Genomic DNA, 19728 nt, shown 5'->3' with positions numbered 1-19728 from the left:
AACGACTGTTATATGCTTATCATGCTTATAGTATTGACAAAAACTACACTGACAATAATAAAGAAGCTTAGTGGATGCTAATCAGCCCATCCACCAAGCTTCTTTATTATTGTCTAAACTTTACAATACCGGGCGAAAAATCATTTTGTCGCAAACCCTGCTATCCTTGCCAGAGTTATTTTCCTAAGGGCATCTACGCTGCTGAAAGCAATGTTAGGCACATAATAGGTCTCAAGCTCATCATGCAGTTTCTTTGCTTCCTTGATATAGGCTCCGGCTTTATCGAAAAACTCCCAGAAAGCGGTCCGGTCATAAGCGGTGACCGCGTCTAGCTGTCTGGTAATCACCGGATTGAGGCATTCATTCATGTCAATAACCGGTGTTGTATTATCAAGGGACAGATTATGCGGCGGTGTGGAAGTCAGCACAGCCGTGTCAAGAGCCGGGATGATGATGTGTTCTATTTTTAGCGGGTCAAGCGGACAGTAATAGGTTTCGATATCAAGCCCCTTAGTGATAGCCGTATCGGCGGCTTTAGCCAGCAGGGTAGCTTTGCCTGTGCCGGGAAAGCCGGTAATAATATAGCGGTGCTTGATATCGGCACTAATAGAATCAATATAATTTACCGGACCAATTGGCGTGATCGCAGAGGCGAAAAGCTTCCTGTTTTTCCCCTGGCCTACGCTGGTGACACCGCCAAATATTTTCTCAATAATGGCAGTTGTTTTCTGGTTGGCTATTTTGTAATCCATTGCTTCGCCGTTGGCCGCCTCCCAGTCATCATATACCGCTTTGGCCGCTCTGAGCATGCGGTAGGCGCGTTGGAAGCGTTTGCCGATCTCCCGGGTGCAGCTTACGATTTCAGCTTTATTGTTGATCAGCTTGCTTTCGTCCCAAAATTCGCCGAGATTGAGGATTTCGTCAACACAACCGGGATGCTTGGGATCAACAATATGAGGAGAAGTACCGTCAATTAATGCTGTATTGAGCGACGGTATGACCAGCCCGTCCAGGGAATGCGGGTCACTTGAGCAATGGTGATGTTCGACGTCAAAACCCTGGTCCACCATCGCCTGCCCAATTTTTTTCATAAACGTGGATTTGCCGACTCCGGGTCCGCCCTTCAACAGGAAAATCCTGGTAGCGTCAATTGGAATTACATAGTCATAATAAGAGAAAAAGCCTTGGGGGGTGTTGCCGCCGGGAAACACATGCTTGATTTTGCCTTCAGCCATTGTTATCCTCCCTTTTGTGGCAGTTTGCCATTACCGTTTTTCTATAATGTATATGACTCAGGCGGCATGAGTAGATCAAAAAATCCTATATTCATTGACATATCCTGGGGATAATGGGTAGGATTTTTACTTTTTGTGTAGAATAATAATTACTTTGGACTTTTATCCAGGGAGAATGCTATGCGCAAAGAAATATATGGATATCTTGCTGTTATTGCAGCTGCCAGTATGTGGGGAATTGGCGGTTCGGCAGCCAAAGCGCTGATGAATCAGGATATTACGCCGTTCCTGTTAGTGAAAATTCGTCTGACACTGGCATTTTTATTAATGGTAGCCGGGCTTTTCTGTTACAACCGCCAACTGCTGGTGATTCCGCGCCGGGAAATAGCGTATTTTGCCGTACTGGGTACGGCCGGAATGGCGCTGTTACAATTTTTCTATTTTTACACCATCAGCCTTACGAATGTTGCCACCGCCGTTTTCTTGCAATATCTGGCACCGGTACTGATGGCTGTATATGCAGTGCTTTTTGAAAAGGAAAAACTGGGTTGGCAGCGCGGCAGCGCAGTTGGGTTGGCCACTTTGGGCGGACTCATGATTATGCTTAACGCAGGCAGTACCAACATCAGCCTGCTGGGGCTTGCCAGCGGCCTGATGGCTGCGGTGGTTATGGCGTTTAATACCATATACGGGAGACGGGGGGTACGCCAGTACCATCCGCTGACAGTGGTCACCTACTCATTTTTCTTTGCCGCATTGTTTTGGTGGCTGGTGTCGCCTGATGCGTGGACAGCAGGAGTCATTCATGCCGGCAATTGGTGGCTGTTTATGTATATTGCCGTATTCGCCACCGTAGTTCCTTTTTTACTGTATTTTACCGGTATGCGGTTTTTATCGCCGACCAATGTGGGAGTTACTGCCTGCCTCGAACCTGTTATTGCCGCTGGTGTCGCTTACCTGACGCTGGGTGAGGTTATGGGCTGGCTGCAGTCCTGCGGCGGGCTGCTGGTAATTGGCGCCGTTATTTTGCTGCAGACAAGCAGTGAACCGCAAGCTGCCCCAACTAAGGACAAACAAGCTGATATTGTATAACTGGAGTGATTTTGATGCATATTGTACTGGTAGAGCCGGAAATTCCCGGCAATACCGGCAACATTGCCAGATTGTGCGCAGCTACCGGCTGTGAACTGCATTTGGTTAAACCGCTGGGGTTTTCTATTGAGGATAAGTATTTAAAGCGGGCAGGGCTTGATTATTGGAATTTGGTTAAAGTACATGTTCACGAAACCTTTAATGAAATAGCCGCATTGTACCAAGGCCATAATTTTTATTTTAATACCACAAAAGCCGATAAACATCATAGCGATATTGCGTACCAGCCCGAAGACCTGCTGGTTTTCGGCAAAGAAACTGCCGGACTGCCTCAGGAACTGCTGCATTCTTACCCGGATAACTGTGTCCGCATCCCTATGGTTGATGATGCCAGGTCACTTAACTTGTCGAATGCGGTAGCAATTGTCGTATATGAGGCGTTCAGGCAGCAAAATTTTGCCGGGCTCAGATGATCATGCAGCAAAAATTTCAGATCTAGGACGGTGATTCCATGTTTGCACAATTTGGACCGGCAGGTAATCCGGACGCATTTTATGAAGCCGGCTTCAAGTCATCGGCCGACATGCCTAAATGGCTGGCAGGTCTTACGCTTAACGCTTATGAATATCAATGCAGCCGCGGTGTTAACATTAAGCAGTCGACTGCCGAACTGGTAGGGCAGGAGGCTGCCCGTTATGGGGTTAAACTTAGCATCCATGCGCCTTACTATATAAGTTTAGCTACCGAGGATGAAGCCACTGCCAGCAATACGGAACGCCATTTTCTCCGTTCGCTTGAGGTTGCAAAATGGATGGGCGCAGACAGGATTGTTTTTCATATCGGTGGCTCCGGCAAAGGTATTGACCGGCGCCAGGCATTAGAACGCGCCAAACGCTCATTTGCCAAGGTTTTGGAGCAGGCTGAGCAGGCAGGCTTGGCAGGCCCGAACCTCTTGCCGGAGACGATGGGCAAACAAAATCAGCTGGGCTCACTTGACGAAGTGCTTGAGTTATGCAAAATGGCCGAATGGGTGCGTCCTGCTGTCGATTTTGGCCATTTACATGCCGTGACCGGCGGTCAGTATACCACCAGCCAGGAGTTTGCCGCTGTATTTGATAAAATCGGCGAAGTACTGGGAGAAGAAGCGGCCAAACAACTGCATATTCATTTCAGCCCGATTGAATTCACCAAAGGCGGTGAGAAACGTCACTGGAGTTTTGGTGATCCTTTCGGTCCGCCGCATGAGCCACTCCTGGCAGTCATTGCTGACAGAGGGTATACACCTCGGATTATCTGCGAGTCTGCCGGCACTCAGGCTAAAGATGCCAAAACGATGCAGGTGTTTTACCAAAAATTATTGAAAAAAGATTTCAGTGTATAAAGAGTACAAATAATGCATAAAATAGATGGTGTACTGGAGGTATTTTCATGAGTGTGCATGACAAAGCCCATGATTTGGGGCGGGCGTTGAGAAACTCTGACGAGTACAAGGCGTTTTTACTTGCCAAGCAAAATCTTGACAATGACGCAGCAAGCAAAACCATGGTACAGGATTTTTTCAAGAAAAAGCTGGCTGCCGAATATGACTTAATGGCCGGTCATCCTGAAGATAAAGAGAAGTCTCAGGAACTGCAGAAAATGTATGAAATGATTGTCCTTAATCCCAAAGCCAGAGACTTCATTCATTCTCACATGCGTTTTCAGCAGATTGCGGCTGACATATACAAAATAATTGGCGATGCGGTCGCCGAAGGAATGGATATATTTGGCAAAGAATGAGAACATGGTTACCATGCCGGTAGACTTTGCTGCCGAATTAAAAAAAGCTATTCCCCCGGAAAGGCTGCTGGTTAATGAACCGTTGTCCAAACACACCACGTTTCAAATTGGCGGTCCGGCTGATTTTTTAGTGCTGCCGGCTTCACCGGTGGAAGTGGCGGAGGTGCTTGCACTTGCTGAAGCTTGTACTGTACCTGTCACTGTGTTGGGGAATGGTTCTAATGTATTGGTGCTGGACCGGGGCATTCGCGGTCTGGTTATTAAATTTGGCGCTGAAATGGGGTATATCCGGCATAACGGCACGACTGTGTTTGCCGGAGCCGGTGCGTTGCTCTCAGAGGTATCGCAATATGCCGCCAAATCCAAACTCACAGGCTTTGAGTTTGCCATTGGTATTCCCGGCAGTATTGGCGGTGCGGTATTCATGAATGCCGGAGCCTATGAAGGCGATATGAGTCAGGTGGTGCAGGCTGTCACTGCGGTATGCGCCAATGGCAAACGGCAACGGTTTGTCCGGGAAGAACTGCTTTTTGGTTACCGGCACAGTGTTTTTCAGGAAAACGGCTGCCTTGTCTGCGAGGTTGAACTGGCTTTGTCTGCCGGTGAGGATAGCTCTATTCAGGTTCGTATTGAGGATTATACAAACAAACGGCACAGCAAACAACCGATTGATATGCCCAGTGCCGGCAGCACCTTTAAGCGGCCGCCGGGGTATTTTGCCGGTACCCTGATTGAGCAGGCCGGCCTCAAAGGTGCCCGTGTCGGTGGCGCACAGGTTTCAACCAAACATGCGGGGTTTATTATTAACGCCGGTGGTGCGACAGCCCGGGATGTGCTGTCACTTATCAGTAAAGTTCAGGATCGTGTCTATCAACAGTTTGGTATTTCCCTGCATCCGGAGGTACGGGTATTAGGGGAAGGCTAAGACAAGGGTATAGCAGAAGTTTTTAACCGGGAGCAAAATGCCCCGGTTTTTATTATTTTTGCAGGGAAAGCAGGCAAGGGTATTGAATTTAGAATATTATACACAGTAACAAAATGCTGAAAAGGAGACAAAGCTATGCGTTTAACTTTTTTGGGAGCCGCTGGAATGGTAACAGGTTCCTCGTACCTTTTGGAAATCGGTCAGAAAAAGTTTTTGATTGACTGCGGCCTGTTTCAGGGGTCAAAAGCCATTATGGCACTAAATAGACGGGATTTTTTATATAACCCGGCCGAGATTGACGCTGTGTTTTTAACTCATGCGCACATTGATCACAGCGGGCTTTTGCCCAAATTGTGCAACTCAGGCTTTAAAGGGCCTATTTACGCTACGAAAGCAACTGCCGAACTATGCAGCATTATGTTGCCTGATAGTGCTCATATTCAGGAATTTGATGCGGAAATTGCCAATAGAAAAGGGCAGCGTGCCGGACGCAAACCGGTAGAACCCTTGTATACGGTAGCAGATGCTTATGCTTGCCTCAATCAGTTTTCACCCGCAGCCTATGATACTAAGCTGACACTGTCTGAGGAGGTTACCATTCAATTCAGGGATGCCGGCCATATCTTAGGTTCTTCCATGATTGAGGTATGGGGAACGGAAAATGGTCAAACCGCCAAAATTTTGTTTTCCGGTGATATGGGGCAGCCTGATCAGCCGATTATTAAAGACCCGGCCATCATTGAATCAGCCGATTATATTGTTCTTGAATCTACTTACGGCGGCCGGCAGCATGAGCCTGGCGACCCCATTGAGCTGTTAGCCAAGTATGTTAATGATACCGCAGCCAAAGGCGGCAATCTGGTTATTCCGTCCTTTGCTGTTGGCCGCACCCAAACCCTGCTGTATCATTTGTATAAGTTGTTTAAAGCAGGTTCGATACCGGAAATTCCCATCTTTGTGGACAGTCCGCTGGCGATAGCGGCAACCAATGTATTTTTGAAAAACTCACAAGAGTATGATAAAGAAGCCTATGATCTGATGTATGGCGATCAGGAGCAGCCGCTGCGCCTGCCGCAGCTGGTTTACACCAAAACGGCTGAGGAGTCCAAGGCCATTAATAGTCTGGATAAACCGGCCATCATTATATCGGCCAGCGGTATGGCCGATGCCGGGCGTATTCTTCATCACTTAAAACACAACCTATGGCGGCCGGAAAGCACTATATTGTTTGTCGGCTATCAGTCGCAGGGCAGTTTGGGACGCCGGATACTGGACGGTGCCAGAAAAGTTAAGATTATGGGTGAGGAAATCAGTGTTAGAGCGGAAATTCATAATATGGAAGGTTTTTCGGCTCACGCCGATCAGAGCCAACTGACTTCCTGGCTGAAAAATTTTACAACAAAACCGGCTAATATTTTTATTGTGCATGGTGAAGAGGACCGGTCAGAACCTTTTGGCAAAATGATTAATGAAGAGTTTGGCATAGCGACATATATTCCGAAATATGGTGATGCTGCCCAGATTGACGGACGGACCTGGAACATTGAGCCTTCGGCGATTACGACGGTTGAGCCAGCCGTTCAGCAGCTTAGAGATCAGCTCGAGGAAATGGAAAAAGAATACGCCGACTTCCGGCGCAGGCTCGAAGACCTGGTGGCTGCCAATTCCGCCAATCTTCAGGCAGTGCTTAAGCGTGTTGAGAAAATCCGGACATTTGTTAAAAAGACACTCAGTGATTTATGGTCGTGATATGATAATTTTTATTTGACATTTGCTGGTTGGTATAATATAGTGAATTGTGCATTACACTACAGAAGGGTGCAGCTAAATGCATCCTTCTGTTTATTTAGGGAGGACAAGCATTATATATGGAACGAAACGACTTACGTAATATTGCAATTATTGCCCATGTTGACCATGGTAAAACCACTTTGGTCGATGCTATGCTTAAACAAAGCGGCGTTTTCCGCGCCAATGAACATGTAGCCGAACGCGTTATGGACTCTAACGACATTGAGCGGGAACGCGGCATTACTATCCTGTCTAAAAACACGGCGGTAATGTATAACAATACCAAAATTAATATTGTTGACACTCCGGGTCACGCCGATTTTGGCGGCGAAGTGGAGCGGGTTCTCAACATGGTTGATGGTGTGCTGCTCTTGGTTGACGCCTTTGAAGGACCTATGCCTCAGACTAAATATGTGTTGAGAAAAGCATTGGAACAAAAATTGAAACCCATTGTGGTTATAAATAAAATCGACCGCCCGGATCAAAGGGTGGAGGATGTTGTTGATGAGGTTTTAGAACTGTTTATTGAGCTTGAGGCCGATGATGAGCAGCTTGATTTCCCGGTTGTCTACGCTACTGCCAGGTCAGGTATTGCAAAAATGGAAATGGCCGACGAAAGCGACAACCTGCTGCCTTTGTTTGAATGTATTGAGAGAACCATACCTGCACCGCAGGGCGAAATTGACGGTCCGCTGCAGGTCATGATAACCACCCTCGATTATGACGATTATGTCGGGCGGATTGCCATTGGCCGGGTTGTGCGGGGGCGTATTGTGTCCGGACAAAATGTTACTGTTCTGACCGGTGAGACTCAGGAAAAGGCCAAAATCGGTAAACTATATATATATGAGGGCTTAAAGCGTACCGAGGTTAAGGAAGCGGCCTTGGGTGATATCATTGCCATGATTGGCTTGGAAACGGTCAATATTGGTGATACTGTGGCCGATACCGAAAATCCGGAAGCCTTACCGACCATCAGGATTGATGAACCGACTTTGGCGATGCTGTTTGCGGTTAATACCAGCCCGTTTGCCGGGAGGGAAGGTCAGTATGTTACCTCCCGCCATATTAGGGACCGTCTGTTCCGCGAGGCGCAAACCAATGTTAGCCTGAGGGTTATCGAAACTGACAGCCCGGACGCTTTTGAAGTTGCCGGCCGGGGCGAATTGCATTTATCCATTCTTATCGAAACCATGCGCCGTGAAGGCTATGAACTGCAAATCGGCAAACCCCAGGTAATTTATAAGCAGATTAACGGACAGCGCTGCGAGCCAATGGAATTTTTGACAATTGACGTACCGCAGGAATTTATGGGCGCAGTTATGGAATCTCTGGGAACTCGCCGGGCAGAACTTGTCAATATGGTGGAACTGGCCGGTTACCTGCGGATGGAATTTATTGTTCCGGCGCGCGGGCTGATTGGTTTTAGGTCAGAGTTTTTGACCAATACTAAGGGCAATGGCATTATGCACCATGTGTTTCATGGCTATGTACCCTATAAAGGCGATATTCCCGGCCGTACCCGTGGGGCTCTAGTGGCGTTTGAGGCTGGTGAAACCAGTGGTTATGGCATCAATAGCATTCAGGACAGAGGCATTATGTTTGTTATTCCGGGGCAAGCCGTATATCAGGGCATGATCGTTGGCGAAAATGCCCGGGAAATGGATATGGATGTTAATCCCTGCAAGAAAAAACATGTTACCAACATGCGGGCCAGTGGCTCTGATGATGCTGTCCGGCTGGCTCCGGCGCGCATTTTCAGCCTGGAGCAGGCGCTTGAATATATTAATGATGATGAACTTGTGGAAGTCACTCCACAAAGCATCCGGCTGCGCAAAGCAACCCTGGACAGACATGCCCGCGGACGCGAGCGGAAAAAAGAGGCTTAAGCAAGGTACACTTTACTATTCACAATGACAAGCGGGAGGGGTAACCATGATATTGTTATCACCTGAGGCTGAAACAGTACTTCGCGCCAGATACCTGCGCGAAGATGAAACCCCCGAACTCTTATTTCGCCGGGTGGCTGATTACATAGCCGGTGCTGAAGCCGGCTATGGGCAAAATGCCGCCCAGGCAGCCCAGGCATATTATGAGCTGCTGGCTTCCGGGACGTTTCTCCCCAATTCTCCTGCACTTATCAATGCGGGAAAGCCCAAGGCCCAGTTAGCTGCTTGTTTTGTTTTACCAATAGAAGATTCCTTAGCCGGTATTTTTGATACTCTGAAACATACTGCCCTCATTCATCAGAGCGGTGGCGGCACCGGTTTTTCCTTTTCCCGCCTGCGCCCGGAAGGCGCCCGGGTAGGAGCAACCGGTGGAGCCGCAAGCGGCCCGGTATCTTTTATGCATATCTATGATTTGGCTACACAGGTTGTTAAACAGGGGGCTGCCAGGCGTGGTGCCAATATGGCGGTATTGCGGGTGGACCACCCTGATATTTTTACTTTTATTACTGCTAAACGCCGGCATGATGTACTCAATAACTTTAACCTGTCGGTAGGTATAACCGACGCTTTCATGGAAGCTGTTAAACAGCAGGCTGATTTCGAGTTGATAAATCCCCAAAATCATACTCCGGTCCGGACTGTGCCTGCCCGGGAAATATTTGACTTGCTGGTACAGATGGCCTGGGAGAACGGCGAGCCCGGACTGTTTTTTTTAGATATTGTCAATAAAGCTAACCCTACGCCTGCTTTGGGCTTATTTGAGTCTCCTAATCCCTGCTCCGAGCAGCCGCTGCTGCCATATGAATCGTGTGTGTTAGGTTCAATCAACCTTACCCGGCTGCTAACAGCAAATAAGGGGCAGAGAGTTAGCCTTGATAAACATAAACTGACCCGGACTGTTAGACTGGCAGTCCGGTTTTTGAATAATGTCATCGATATCAACAGTTATCCGCTGCCGGAAGTGACGGAAGCCACCAGGAAAACCCGGAAAATTGGGTTAGGAATTATGGGATTGGCCGAACTGTTTATTTTGCTTGATTTGCCCTATGCCAGTCAGGAAGCAGTCCAATTAACCAAGGATATTATGCAGGCAGTTACAACTGAGGCGAGAGCCATGTCAGCCGAACTGGGACGGGAGCGAGGCAGTTTTCCCGCTTTTGCTGATAGTATTTACCCCCGGCAGGGTTATGAGCATATGCGTAATGCTACAGTAACCACCATCGCGCCGACAGGAACCATCAGTATAATTGCAGGCTGTTCAAGCGGTATAGAACCACTGTTTGCCCTGGCCTTGACCCGGAGAGTTCTTGACGGCAGGTTGATTACCAGTGTAAATCCGGTGGCTGTTAATTACCTCAGGCAGCAGGGGCTGCTGACACAAGCAGTTAATGAGCAAATAGCCCTGGCGGGAAGTGTGGCCGGCCTGGCACTGCCTGACAGAGTGAAGCGTGTGCTGGCTACCGCCCATGAAATTGAGCCTGCATGGCATGTAGCCCAATTGGCTGCAGCTCAGGCATACACCGATAATGGTGTTTCCAAAACGGTAAATCTGCCCAAGGACGCTACCTGTGAAGACGTTGCCAGGGTATTTTTTGCAGCCTATGATCAGGGGTGTAAAGGCGTGACAGTATACCGGGATGCCAGCCGGGATGAGCAAGTGCTCAGCCATGGTGTCGGGTGCGAAGAATGTCGGCAAATATTCTAGATATACCTATTTAAAAGCATGGCAATACTAGAAAGCGTAACAGTTTTTTAGGTTATTATCGGGAACTTTGTCTTTGCTTTAGTGCCACAGTCCTACCATATTGGGAGATTTCACCCTATTTTACCTGTAACACAAAATTTCGCCGCAGTCTGGCAGGAATTAGCATAAAGTATGTCGAATACTTTCCTAGAAAATCTTGAAGATTTGAGATAAGTATCTAGGGAGGCGTTGAACGGTGGCGCTTGGATTAATTGATAAATTGACTAACTTTTTGATACCGCTGGAAGAAGAAACAGCAGCACCGGGAAAATCAGAAGTGTCTGCCGGGGCAAAAGAAATGGCGGTACAGGAAACCGAACGTCGTCCCAAGCTTAAAGTACATACTCAACAACCGGGACAACTGAAATTATATGTGGATTTGCCAACAAGCTTTGACGATGTGCAGGCATATGCCGATTATCTCAAAACGAATATTGCTGTTGTGGTCAACTACCAGCAGGTAGATGCCGCTACCCAACAGCGTATGAGCGATTTTTTAAATGGAGTATGCTATGTTCTGGGCGGCTGTGTACAGCGGGTTTCAGACAGAGTAATACTTTATGCTTACGCCAATATTGAAGTGGATAAAAAGATTTTCGCCTATTCAGTACCTACCTATGTACGGGTGAAAAACGAATAAAGTATGTGCAATAATAAACAGCCGGCAGACTGGTGAAGTCAAGCCGGCTGTTTTATTATTGCACATACTCACTCAATCACTTTCATATATTTCAATAGTATACTGACATTCATTTTGTAGTCAATCTGATGGGAGGAGTCAGCGGTATGAAAAGATTAAAGGCTAAAACCGGCAAATTCGGCTCATCATTATGCCTGATTGCTCTTAGTGCCATGCTAATGCTGTTTGCCACTCAACTGCCGGTATTTATGGAATCCGCTGCCGGACAATTTTTTGCCGGTTTCTGGGCGTTGTTTGCCCTTACTATGTGTACGGCACATGTTTTGCGTTTAACCGGTGAACGGCGGCGTCATATAACGGTAATGCCGCCGGCAGCAGGGCCGAAAGATGCCCGCACCCGGAAAAGTGTCGGCAAGCTGCGGGTTATGCGCGGCTAATACAGCATTAGCAAACTTTACCCGGATTTAATATGTTTTTAGGATCAAAGGTTTGTTTTATACTCCGAAACAAGCCAACGTGTTCAGCCTCTAACGAGCAGGCTAAGTAGGGTTGTTTCGCATGGCCGATGCCATGTTCACCCGATACTTGCCCGCCTAGCTCTGTTGCTTTGGCATACATTGCCTGCATGCTTTCCTCCAGTTTAGTTTCCCAGGTTGCTTGCGCCAGCTTGTCCCGCAGTACATAGATATGCAGGTTGCCGTCACCGGCATGACCAAAGCTTTGAATCCGGACTCCCAGCTTGTCTTGCAGACTGCGGGCGAATTTTACGAACTCTGCAATTTTGTTGCGGGGTACAACTACGTCACATTCATCCATTTCGGTGGTAGAGGCCTTGATGGCTTCGAGGAAAGCGCCTCTGGCCGACCAGATAGATTGCTGTCTTTCAGGTGTATTGGAAATCAAGACATCAAAGGCGCCTGAATCCAAACAAATATGAGCAATCCGCTCATACGCCTTTTCCAGTTCTTCGGTACTATTGCCGTCAAAGGTAAGGAGTAAATAAGCGTCAGCTGAAGTATCAGGAAATTTTTTGCCCAAAAATTCTTCTGCTGCGAGAATGACCTCGCGTTCCATGAATTCGACAGCGGTTGGGATAGATTTTGCCTTAATTATTTTCGGCACGGTTTCGATAGCTTGACCAAGATCAGGGAAAGGGATTAACAGACTCAAGGCTTTTTTGGGCAGCGGCAGCAGACGTAAAATAGCTTTAGTTACAAAGCCCAGCGTTCCCTCAGAACCAACAATAAGATCTTTCAGGCTATAACCGGAACTGTTTTTTACATTCTTGCCACCGAGATTAATGACTTCGCCATGGGGCAGTACAACCTCCAGTCCACGCACATAATCCCTGGTGACACCGTATTTGACAGCGCGCATACCGCCGGCATTGGTGCTGATATTGCCGCCGATGGTTGCGCTTTTTTCACCAGGATCAGGCGGATAAAAGAAATCGTGTTTTTCGACATAGGCTGCCAGTTCCATGAGCAGAACACCCGGTTGTACTGTTATTGTCAGGTTTTCATCATCAAGCTCGAGAATTTTATTCATTCGCACGGTGCTGATCATGATTCCCCCATGTAAGGCAACCGAGCCGCCGACAAGGCCGGTTCCCTGGCCGCGGGGAGTAACAGGAATCGTATTGTCGTAAGCATATTTCATTATTTTTGCTACTTCCTCAGTAGTTAATACTTCGACAACTACTTCAGGATAGTTTCTTATCATACTTAATTCGTCGCGGCTGTAGGTTTCCGGCACATCTTGTCCGGCAAGCACGCGCGTGCCGCACAGTGATACCAAAAAGTCAATGTCTTGTTGGTCAATTTTTTTGTAGGACACACCACCAGCTCCTAATTATGAGATTTTACATTTGGCGGGATTGGTCAAGCAATTCCATTAATCTTGGTACGATTTCAAAAACATCACCTACAATCCCGTAGTGGGCAATGTTAAAAATCGGAGCATTATCATCATTATTTATGGCAAAAATCACATCCGCCTTGTCCATTCCGGCAACAAACTGGATAGCACCGGATACGCCGCAGGCGATAAGCAGCTTGGGCTTTACAGTTCTGCCGCTTAACCCGATTTGTAGTCTGGCATCAGCCAGCCCAGCCTCAATAAGTGGTCTGGTTACGGCAACCATTCCCCCTAATTGTTCTGCCAGCTTGTTAATAATATCCAGGTCTTTCTGGTTTTTTACGGCTCTGCCGGCAACAACAATAATTTCGGCATCTTCCACACTGCGGACTTTTTCTTTATCTTTTGTGCTCAGAACCCGGATGCGTGATTGCAGTGCCTGGTTTGCTATGTCGCAGAACGTAACTTTGCCGGTTGGCTGAGAGATTTTTTGCGGTGCGGAAAAAACCTTATAACGCACTGTCGCAAATTGCGGGCGATGGTTAGGGGTATAAATGTGGGCCATAATATTACCGCCGAAGGCCGGACGTATTTGGGCTAAATTCGTATCCTCATCCACATCCAGGATGGTGCAATCGGCTGTTAAGCCTGTACCAAAACGGGCTGCCACCCTGGGAGCCAGGGACCGGCCGAGATTAGTACTGCCAACTAAGATAATGCTGGGTTTCTGCCTGTTGATGAAATCCTCGAAGACAGCAGTATAGGGTTCAATTCTGAAATCCTCTAATTCCGGGTTATCGTAAACAAAAACATCATCAACACCATAGGCTAGCAAGCTGTGAGCAGTCTGGCTAATATCGCGGCCAATAAATAAACAATACACCGGGTGCTTGATTTTGGCAGCCAGTTCTTTGGCTTTGCCAATCAATTCATAGGTGACCGGATGAATGTGGCCGTGATGATGATCAACGTAGACGGAAATACCGCGCCAGAGACTTTTGTCAATTTCCTCAACTTTTTCCTCAAAGCAGGAAAATACCCCCTGAGGACCTGTTTTGACACAAATATTACACATCTTACAAGCCGCATTAATGGACAGATAGTTGTTGTCATACTCAATTGCGCCAAATGGACAGATTTTAATTAAATCATCGGGATTGGTTACTAAGTCTTGTCTAATTATAATTTTGGACATAGCCGTCCTCCTTACACCAGCTTACATGCTTGCAATTTTGCTGCCATTTTGCCTGCCAGTTCATCAGCGTTGCCGCGCCAGATTTCTCTGTCAATGTTTGACTCAGGTGTAAAAATCCGCAGCACCCTTGTCGGTGAGCCATTGAGGCCGTATTTTAATTCGTCCTGGTCGGTAAAATCTTTCAGCCCGTAGAAGGCTATCTCCTTATCTTTAGTTTGCAGCTTTAATTTAAAAGAGGGGAGGCGGGGTTGAAAAATTTCTTTTTCAACGGTTATCAGGCAGGGAAATAATACTTCAACAGTTTCCACGGTATTTGTCATATCCATTTCTACGATAATAGAGTGTTGTGTGACTTCTACGATCCGTCGTACATAAGCCACATGGGGAATATCCAAAAATTCAGCCAGTTCCGGACCGACCTGGGCGGTATCCCCATCGGTGGTTTGTTTGCCGCAAATGATGAGGTCAAAATCACCCATTTTTCTAAGACCCTGTGCTAAGGTGTACGATGTTGCCAACACATCGGCACCGCCAAATTTTCTGTCTGTCAGTAAAATTCCATCATCAACGCCCATCATAAAGGCTTCCTGAATAATTACAGACGCCTGAGGGGGGCCCATGCTTACTGCTTTAATTACGGCGTTATACTGCTCTTTAAGCCGCAGGGCTGTTTCGACAGCATATAAATCGTAAGGGTTCATCTTGGAATCTACCCCTTCACGTTTCAGGACACCTGTTTCTTGGTCTACCTCCACCTCGGTGGTGCCGGGAACTTGCTTGATACAAACAACGATATTCAAATACAGAACCCTCCCTGTTTATAAGACAATTTTGTTAGCTATAGCATGAATAGATATTGCTTAGCTTATACTTATTTACCTCAGGAACACAGTTTTTGCTATAAAAAGAGCCCGCACCCGGAAAGCTTTCCGAAGTGCGGGCAATGTGGAAAATAACCTTAGTTTTAATAGGATTAACCCATTGTGGCTAGTACATCAGCCAAATTATTCAATAAATTATCCAGATCATCACGGCTAATAACCAGTGGCGGCTGGAAGGCCATTACATTGCGGTCAGGGCCGTTTTTGCCAATAAGGAAACCGCGGTTTTTCATCTCTTCTAACATGCGGTCAAGCTGTTCGGTTGCCGGCGATTTGTCCGGTTTGACTATTTCCGCTCCGAGCATGAGGCCATGGCCGCGAATATCACCTATAAGGGGATGCTTTTTTTGTAATTCAGTCAGACCTTGTTTGAGATATTCGCCAAGCAGGGCCGCCTGTGCGGTCAGGTTGTTCTTGGTAAGCACCTCCAGGGTTGCCAGAGCAGCGGCCGAAGTGACCGGGTTGCCGCCAAGGGTTGAAGCGCCGGGGCGGGTATAGGTGTCGGCTATTTCAGGACGGGCAGTAAAGGCGCCGACAGGCGTGCCATTGCCTAAGGCCTTGGCCATAGTCATAATGTCCGGTTCCACACCGTAATGTTCAATCCCAAACATCTTGCCGGTACGGCCAAAGCCGGTCTGGATTTCATCAATGATTAGGAGAATGTTGTATTTGTCCAGAATCTCTTTGATCCGTTTAAAATAACCGGGTGGCGGAGTAATGATGCCGCCATTGCCCTGAATGGGTTCGGCGATAAAGGCGGCAACCTGGCCGGCGGTGGTGGTCTTAATTATTGTTTCAAGTTCATTGGCGCAAGCCAGGTCACATTCAGGATGGCGTTTGCCATAAGGGCAGCGGAAGCAGTAGGCATTGGGCGCAAAGCTGATGCCGCCAACCGGGCTGGTATCGGTACGCCACATCGACAAACCGGTCAGGCTCATGGTCAGTTTGGTACGGCCGTGCAGGCCTTGACGCAGGCTGATGAATTCCTGTTTACCGGTATAGATTGATGCTAGCAGGGCAGCGCCTTCATTGGCCTCGGTGCCGCTGGAACAGAAAAAGGTTTTCTGGAGGCGCCCGGGGGTAATTTGGGACAGGCGCTGCGCCAAATTAACAATATTTTCGGTAAGATAAATGGTGCAGGTATGCTGCAGGGTCATCACCTGATCACAGACGGCTTTGGTAATCTCCGGGTGGCAATGGCCGCAGTTAACCACAGATACTCCGGCAAAGCAGTCAAGATATTGTTTGCCGGTATGGTCATACAGGTATTGCATTTCCCCCTTGACTAACTGCATCGGTTCAGTATAAAAATGGTAAACGCAAGGGATCATATACTCCTTCTTTTTTCGAAGTATTTCATCAGGTCCTAAGTATTGCTCCTGGTTTGTCGTAGTCATATTTTCATCCTTTCAGCCTCAGCAGCAAATTCTAGCCAACAGTCTAGCGTGATACGCGATAGCGAAAAGCCCCGATACCCAACTGCCGCGGGCCGGCAATTCTGTCAATAATTGTTTTGTCAAACACATAGGTATCACCAGCAGCCAGTTTGTCAAGTTCTGCGCGATAGGCAGCTGTAATTATGCCGACTAGTTCGGAGCTGTAATGCTGGCCTTCAATCCGGTAATTAACGATGCCTGCCTGCATAAGTGCAGCCAGGTGGGGAAGCAGGCACAGATCTTTGGCAAAGAGAATATGGTTGCGGCAGTATTGATCAATCTTAATGTCATGCCGTTCACCGGCACTGTCTAAGAGGGAGTAGTGCCGGTTGGAACACAGGTCATGGCAGGGATGGGTGGCAGTGCCGGCCATAATGGCTGACGGTATACAGTGATCCAGTACCATAGCCTCAATGGCGCCATGAATAATCATTTCCAGCGGCAAGGGGCTGTGCTTGGCCAGTTCGGTAATTTGTTCATAAGTAGCTTCCAGGGAGATCGTTGCTTTGCTGGCGCCGTTGTCTTTGAGCCAGGCGGCGGTAAGGTGATTGAAGAGATTAAATGAAAAGTCAGTCTGGATTGACAGGCTGGAGGTCTGTTTTGCCAGGCGCAGCATGCCGCTATTGGAAACCATCAGACCATGTGGCTTTAGGGTTTCCAAACCGGCAAATAATTGTTCAAGCTCGCCGGCTTCCCGTTCCATGGTAATGCGCGGCGTAGTGACAATAACCTGCACTTGCCGGTCATCCGCCAGTTTGACGGCAGCTTTTATATCCTCCAGACTCCAGGGCTTACCGGGAGCAAAAGCCTCACCGCCAATATAGGCAATATCGGCACCATTGGCAAAGGCGCTGGTTAGTGAAGCAAGGTCAGCCACCCGCACGGCAAGAGCAGGACGCAGCCGCAGGGAAGGATTGTCCGACCCGGTATTTGGTACCAGGACTGCCGCACTGCCGGTGACGCCGGCTTCTTTGACTGCCTGACTGAAAAAGCGGGGCTCGCGTTCACCGGTATAGCCAATAGAGCTGGCACCTGGATTGCCAAGCGCATAACAGGTTGAAAAGTCACGGGAACGGTATTCATAAAGTTCTTGCCAGTCTGTGGCATCAAAGGTGTAGCCATTGGGGTCGGCAATATAGCGGTCAAGGGCTTTGCGGTATAGCCTTACAATCCGGCTGACAAAATCGGCCGTACGCATGCGGCCTTCAATTTTGAAGGAGCAGACACCAGATTGAATCAGCTGCGGTAAAGCCGTGTACATGCACATATCCTTAAGTGCTAATTTATACGGTCCGGGGTCTTTTGCGGCCACAGCCTGACCGGTAAGGGTATCGACAAGCTGGTAGGGCCAGCGGCAGGGTTTCAGGCAGCGGCCGCGGTTGGAGCTTTGGCCGAATACTACACCGGAGTGGAAGCACTGACCGCTGTGAGCTGCGCACATGTCGCCATGAATGAAATATTCCAGTTCAACGCCGGTACGCTCCCTGAGCAGCGAGAGCTGGGACAATGTCAATTCACGGTTGGTTACCACCCGGGTAATGCCATAGTCCATAAGCGCTTTTATGGTATGTTCATTATGAGTATTCATCATAACTGAAGCGTGCAGGGGAACAGTAAGGTTGATTTCCCGCGCCAGTTCCAGGATGGCCAGATCTTGGACAATCAGTGCATCTGGCTGGATTTCATTTAAAAATTTGAGATAATCGCGCACACCGGGGATTTCCCGTTCACTGATAAGGTTATTGACAGTAACATATAGACGGACGTTACGGGCGTGAGCGTAGGTAATAGCCTGGGTCAGTTTTTTATCATCAAAATTGGTATCAGTCCGGTGCAGGCGCATGTTAAAGCGTTTGCCGCCAAGATATACGGCATCGGCGCCGGCTGTAATTGCCGCTTCTAATACTTCCCAAGTGCCGACAGGCGCTAAAAGTTCAACAGATTGCCGGGTTAATAGCATGTAGTTCACTCCAAATTAAGAATTACTCAAACACTTCTTTCGCTTTGACCAGCAGTGACGGAGACAGTTCAATTCCCAGATTGGCTGCCACGAAGGTATTCAGTTGAATTTCGGGATGTTCAACAATACCGACAGGAATATTGCCAGGTTCAGCCCCGGCAAGAATTTGTGCTGCCTGGGCACCACAAGCGCGTCCCAGTTCGAAGTGGTTGGCCACAAGCGCTCCTAATGCTCCTGCTGGCACATTGGGGGCATGGGAAGTAATGATTGGCAGGTTTGCCGCTTCGGCATAGTAGGCTACACTGGCGAAATTTTCTTCGATGACCCGCCCAATGGGGAGAAACAGAGCATCCAGGTTTGGCGGCAGTCGATCTGCCAATACCGACAAATCCTCAGCTTTGTCTGCAGGCAGTTCAACAAGACTAAACAGGCCGGCTGCCGCTTGTTTAAAATTACTTATCTCCAGCAGGGCATTGCTGTCGCCGCTGTGATATAAAATGCCGATGTTGTTAGCTGACGGCAAAAGCTCACGGATAAACGCCGCTTTGGCGGCAGCCGGAACCATACCTGCCATGCCCGTGGCTTTGCCCCCCGGCTTGTCCATGGTTTTAACCAGTCCCGCACCTACCGGGTCAAAGACCGGTGTGAAAACTACCGGGATATTGCCTGCTAAAGCAACAGCCGCCTGCGCAGCCGGGGTAGAACAGGCAAAAATGAGGTCAACCTTTTGTTTAGCCAGTTTGCCGGCAAGCTGCGGTAAATCATGCAAAGCGCCATCGGCATTTACATAATGAAACTCAACAGCCAAATCTTGTCCGGTCAGCCCGGATTTAAAGCCATGTACGGCATCATCCAGATTCTGCGTTAACTGTAAAATCCCTATATTATGCAAGTAAATAACACCTCTCGCCTTTCTTTTTTGTACAATTTCCACATGAAATTGACAAATACCTGCTAGTACCTTGTGGCACTTAAAATTTGAGATTAAATAGCAAGGATTTTTTCGCCCTGCTAGGCGGAGGAGCCGCGCATATCGGACATATGTAAGGCGACGACAACAACGCAGGACGGAAAAAGACTGCTATATAATCCAAATAATTAGGTGGCACAAGGTACTATAGACTTGACAAAACAACGGACAAAAATTAAACCACGTTGTTTCGCAAGAATATGATATAATACACAAAGAAAGATATATGTTTCATGCTACAGCAAAGATTGCTGAATGATGATTACAGGGATGA

At 48.0% G+C, this 19728-nt stretch carries 17 protein-coding genes; 10 read left to right on the top strand and 7 right to left on the bottom strand.

What is annotated here, in order from left to right; translation table 11 throughout:
- Positions 1 to 140: 140 nt before the first annotated feature.
- Positions 141 to 1235, bottom strand: a complete 1095-nt coding sequence (locus tag SPSPH_RS11470) for a PRK06851 family protein (protein WP_075755792.1) — start codon at positions 1233 to 1235, stop codon at positions 141 to 143.
- 180 nt (positions 1236 to 1415) lie between these two features.
- On the opposite strand from SPSPH_RS11470, the gene SPSPH_RS11465 reads away from it, so the two are divergent.
- The 10 genes from SPSPH_RS11465 to SPSPH_RS11420 all read left to right on the top strand — a co-directional run bounded on the left by SPSPH_RS11465 (position 1416) and on the right by SPSPH_RS11420 (position 11592).
- Complete coding sequence (locus SPSPH_RS11465; protein ID WP_075755791.1) at positions 1416 to 2327, top strand: DMT family transporter; 912 nt, start codon at positions 1416 to 1418, stop codon at positions 2325 to 2327.
- A gap of 14 nt (positions 2328 to 2341) precedes the next feature.
- Positions 2342 to 2800, top strand: a complete 459-nt coding sequence (trmL, locus tag SPSPH_RS11460; protein WP_075755790.1) for a tRNA (uridine(34)/cytosine(34)/5-carboxymethylaminomethyluridine(34)-2'-O)-methyltransferase TrmL — start codon at positions 2342 to 2344, stop codon at positions 2798 to 2800.
- A 38-nt stretch (positions 2801 to 2838) separates the two neighbouring features.
- Positions 2839 to 3708: a TIM barrel protein gene (locus SPSPH_RS11455; protein WP_075755789.1), complete on the top strand. Its 870-nt coding sequence runs from the start codon at positions 2839 to 2841 to the stop codon at positions 3706 to 3708.
- A gap of 47 nt (positions 3709 to 3755) precedes the next feature.
- Positions 3756 to 4106, top strand: a complete 351-nt coding sequence (locus SPSPH_RS11450; RefSeq protein ID WP_075755788.1) for a YlbF family regulator — start codon at positions 3756 to 3758, stop codon at positions 4104 to 4106.
- Between the two features lie 4 nt (positions 4107 to 4110).
- Positions 4111 to 5031: a UDP-N-acetylmuramate dehydrogenase gene (gene murB / locus SPSPH_RS11445; RefSeq protein ID WP_075756065.1), complete on the top strand. Its 921-nt coding sequence runs from the start codon at positions 4111 to 4113 to the stop codon at positions 5029 to 5031.
- A gap of 135 nt (positions 5032 to 5166) precedes the next feature.
- Entirely contained in the window at positions 5167 to 6780 is a 1614-nt protein-coding gene (locus SPSPH_RS11440) for an MBL fold metallo-hydrolase RNA specificity domain-containing protein (protein ID WP_075755787.1), read from the top strand.
- 119 nt (positions 6781 to 6899) lie between these two features.
- Entirely contained in the window at positions 6900 to 8711 is a 1812-nt protein-coding gene (typA, locus tag SPSPH_RS11435) for a translational GTPase TypA (RefSeq protein ID WP_075755786.1), read from the top strand.
- A 46-nt stretch (positions 8712 to 8757) separates the two neighbouring features.
- Complete coding sequence (locus SPSPH_RS11430) at positions 8758 to 10476, top strand: adenosylcobalamin-dependent ribonucleoside-diphosphate reductase (protein WP_233138809.1); 1719 nt, start codon at positions 8758 to 8760, stop codon at positions 10474 to 10476.
- 235 nt (positions 10477 to 10711) lie between these two features.
- Entirely contained in the window at positions 10712 to 11155 is a 444-nt protein-coding gene (locus SPSPH_RS11425; protein WP_075755785.1) for a cell division protein SepF, read from the top strand.
- A gap of 146 nt (positions 11156 to 11301) precedes the next feature.
- Positions 11302 to 11592, top strand: a complete 291-nt coding sequence (locus SPSPH_RS11420; protein ID WP_075755784.1) for a hypothetical protein — start codon at positions 11302 to 11304, stop codon at positions 11590 to 11592.
- 7 nt (positions 11593 to 11599) lie between these two features.
- Here SPSPH_RS11420 and SPSPH_RS11415 read toward each other — a convergent pair whose 3' ends face one another.
- The 6 genes from SPSPH_RS11415 to SPSPH_RS11390 all read right to left on the bottom strand — a co-directional run bounded on the left by SPSPH_RS11415 (position 11600) and on the right by SPSPH_RS11390 (position 19376).
- Complete coding sequence (locus SPSPH_RS11415) at positions 11600 to 12991, bottom strand: FAD-binding oxidoreductase (protein ID WP_075755783.1); 1392 nt, start codon at positions 12989 to 12991, stop codon at positions 11600 to 11602.
- Positions 12992 to 13016: 25 nt separating this feature from the next.
- The gene (locus SPSPH_RS11410; protein WP_075755782.1) at positions 13017 to 14207 is read right to left on the bottom strand and encodes an electron transfer flavoprotein subunit alpha/FixB family protein; all 1191 of its coding nucleotides are present in this window, start codon (positions 14205 to 14207) and stop codon (positions 13017 to 13019) included.
- An 11-nt stretch (positions 14208 to 14218) separates the two neighbouring features.
- Positions 14219 to 15007, bottom strand: a complete 789-nt coding sequence (locus SPSPH_RS11405; RefSeq protein WP_075755781.1) for an electron transfer flavoprotein subunit beta/FixA family protein — start codon at positions 15005 to 15007, stop codon at positions 14219 to 14221.
- A gap of 173 nt (positions 15008 to 15180) precedes the next feature.
- On the bottom strand, positions 15181 to 16485 hold the full coding sequence (locus tag SPSPH_RS11400; RefSeq protein ID WP_075755780.1) for an aspartate aminotransferase family protein: 1305 nt from the start codon (positions 16483 to 16485) through the stop codon (positions 15181 to 15183).
- A gap of 43 nt (positions 16486 to 16528) precedes the next feature.
- Positions 16529 to 18484 carry a peptidase U32 family protein gene (locus SPSPH_RS11395; protein ID WP_075755779.1) on the bottom strand — a complete coding sequence of 652 codons (1956 nt, stop codon included), beginning with the start codon at positions 18482 to 18484 and terminating at the stop codon, positions 16529 to 16531.
- Positions 18485 to 18506: 22 nt separating this feature from the next.
- Positions 18507 to 19376 carry an ABC transporter substrate-binding protein gene (locus SPSPH_RS11390; RefSeq protein ID WP_075755778.1) on the bottom strand — a complete coding sequence of 290 codons (870 nt, stop codon included), beginning with the start codon at positions 19374 to 19376 and terminating at the stop codon, positions 18507 to 18509.
- Between the last annotated feature and the right edge of the window lie 352 nt (positions 19377 to 19728).

This window comes from Sporomusa sphaeroides DSM 2875 (assembly GCF_001941975.2).
Classification (GTDB): Bacteria; Bacillota; Negativicutes; order Sporomusales; family Sporomusaceae; genus Sporomusa; species Sporomusa sphaeroides.
This window is presented reverse-complemented; position numbering and strand designations above follow the sequence as displayed.

Coding starts and splice junctions, on each gene's coding strand:
- SPSPH_RS11470 (WP_075755792.1), bottom strand. CDS start 1,235: ATGGCTGAAGGCAAAATCAAGCATGTGTTTCCCGGCGGCAACACCCCC.
- SPSPH_RS11465 (WP_075755791.1), top strand. CDS start 1,416: ATGCGCAAAGAAATATATGGATATCTTGCTGTTATTGCAGCTGCCAGT.
- trmL (WP_075755790.1), top strand. CDS start 2,342: ATGCATATTGTACTGGTAGAGCCGGAAATTCCCGGCAATACCGGCAAC.
- SPSPH_RS11455 (WP_075755789.1), top strand. CDS start 2,839: ATGTTTGCACAATTTGGACCGGCAGGTAATCCGGACGCATTTTATGAA.
- SPSPH_RS11450 (WP_075755788.1), top strand. CDS start 3,756: ATGAGTGTGCATGACAAAGCCCATGATTTGGGGCGGGCGTTGAGAAAC.
- murB (WP_075756065.1), top strand. CDS start 4,111: ATGGTTACCATGCCGGTAGACTTTGCTGCCGAATTAAAAAAAGCTATT.
- SPSPH_RS11440 (WP_075755787.1), top strand. CDS start 5,167: ATGCGTTTAACTTTTTTGGGAGCCGCTGGAATGGTAACAGGTTCCTCG.
- typA (WP_075755786.1), top strand. CDS start 6,900: ATGGAACGAAACGACTTACGTAATATTGCAATTATTGCCCATGTTGAC.
- SPSPH_RS11430 (WP_233138809.1), top strand. CDS start 8,758: ATGATATTGTTATCACCTGAGGCTGAAACAGTACTTCGCGCCAGATAC.
- SPSPH_RS11420 (WP_075755784.1), top strand. CDS start 11,302: ATGAAAAGATTAAAGGCTAAAACCGGCAAATTCGGCTCATCATTATGC.
- SPSPH_RS11410 (WP_075755782.1), bottom strand. CDS start 14,207: ATGTCCAAAATTATAATTAGACAAGACTTAGTAACCAATCCCGATGAT.
- SPSPH_RS11400 (WP_075755780.1), bottom strand. CDS start 16,485: ATGACTACGACAAACCAGGAGCAATACTTAGGACCTGATGAAATACTT.
- SPSPH_RS11395 (WP_075755779.1), bottom strand. CDS start 18,484: ATGCTATTAACCCGGCAATCTGTTGAACTTTTAGCGCCTGTCGGCACT.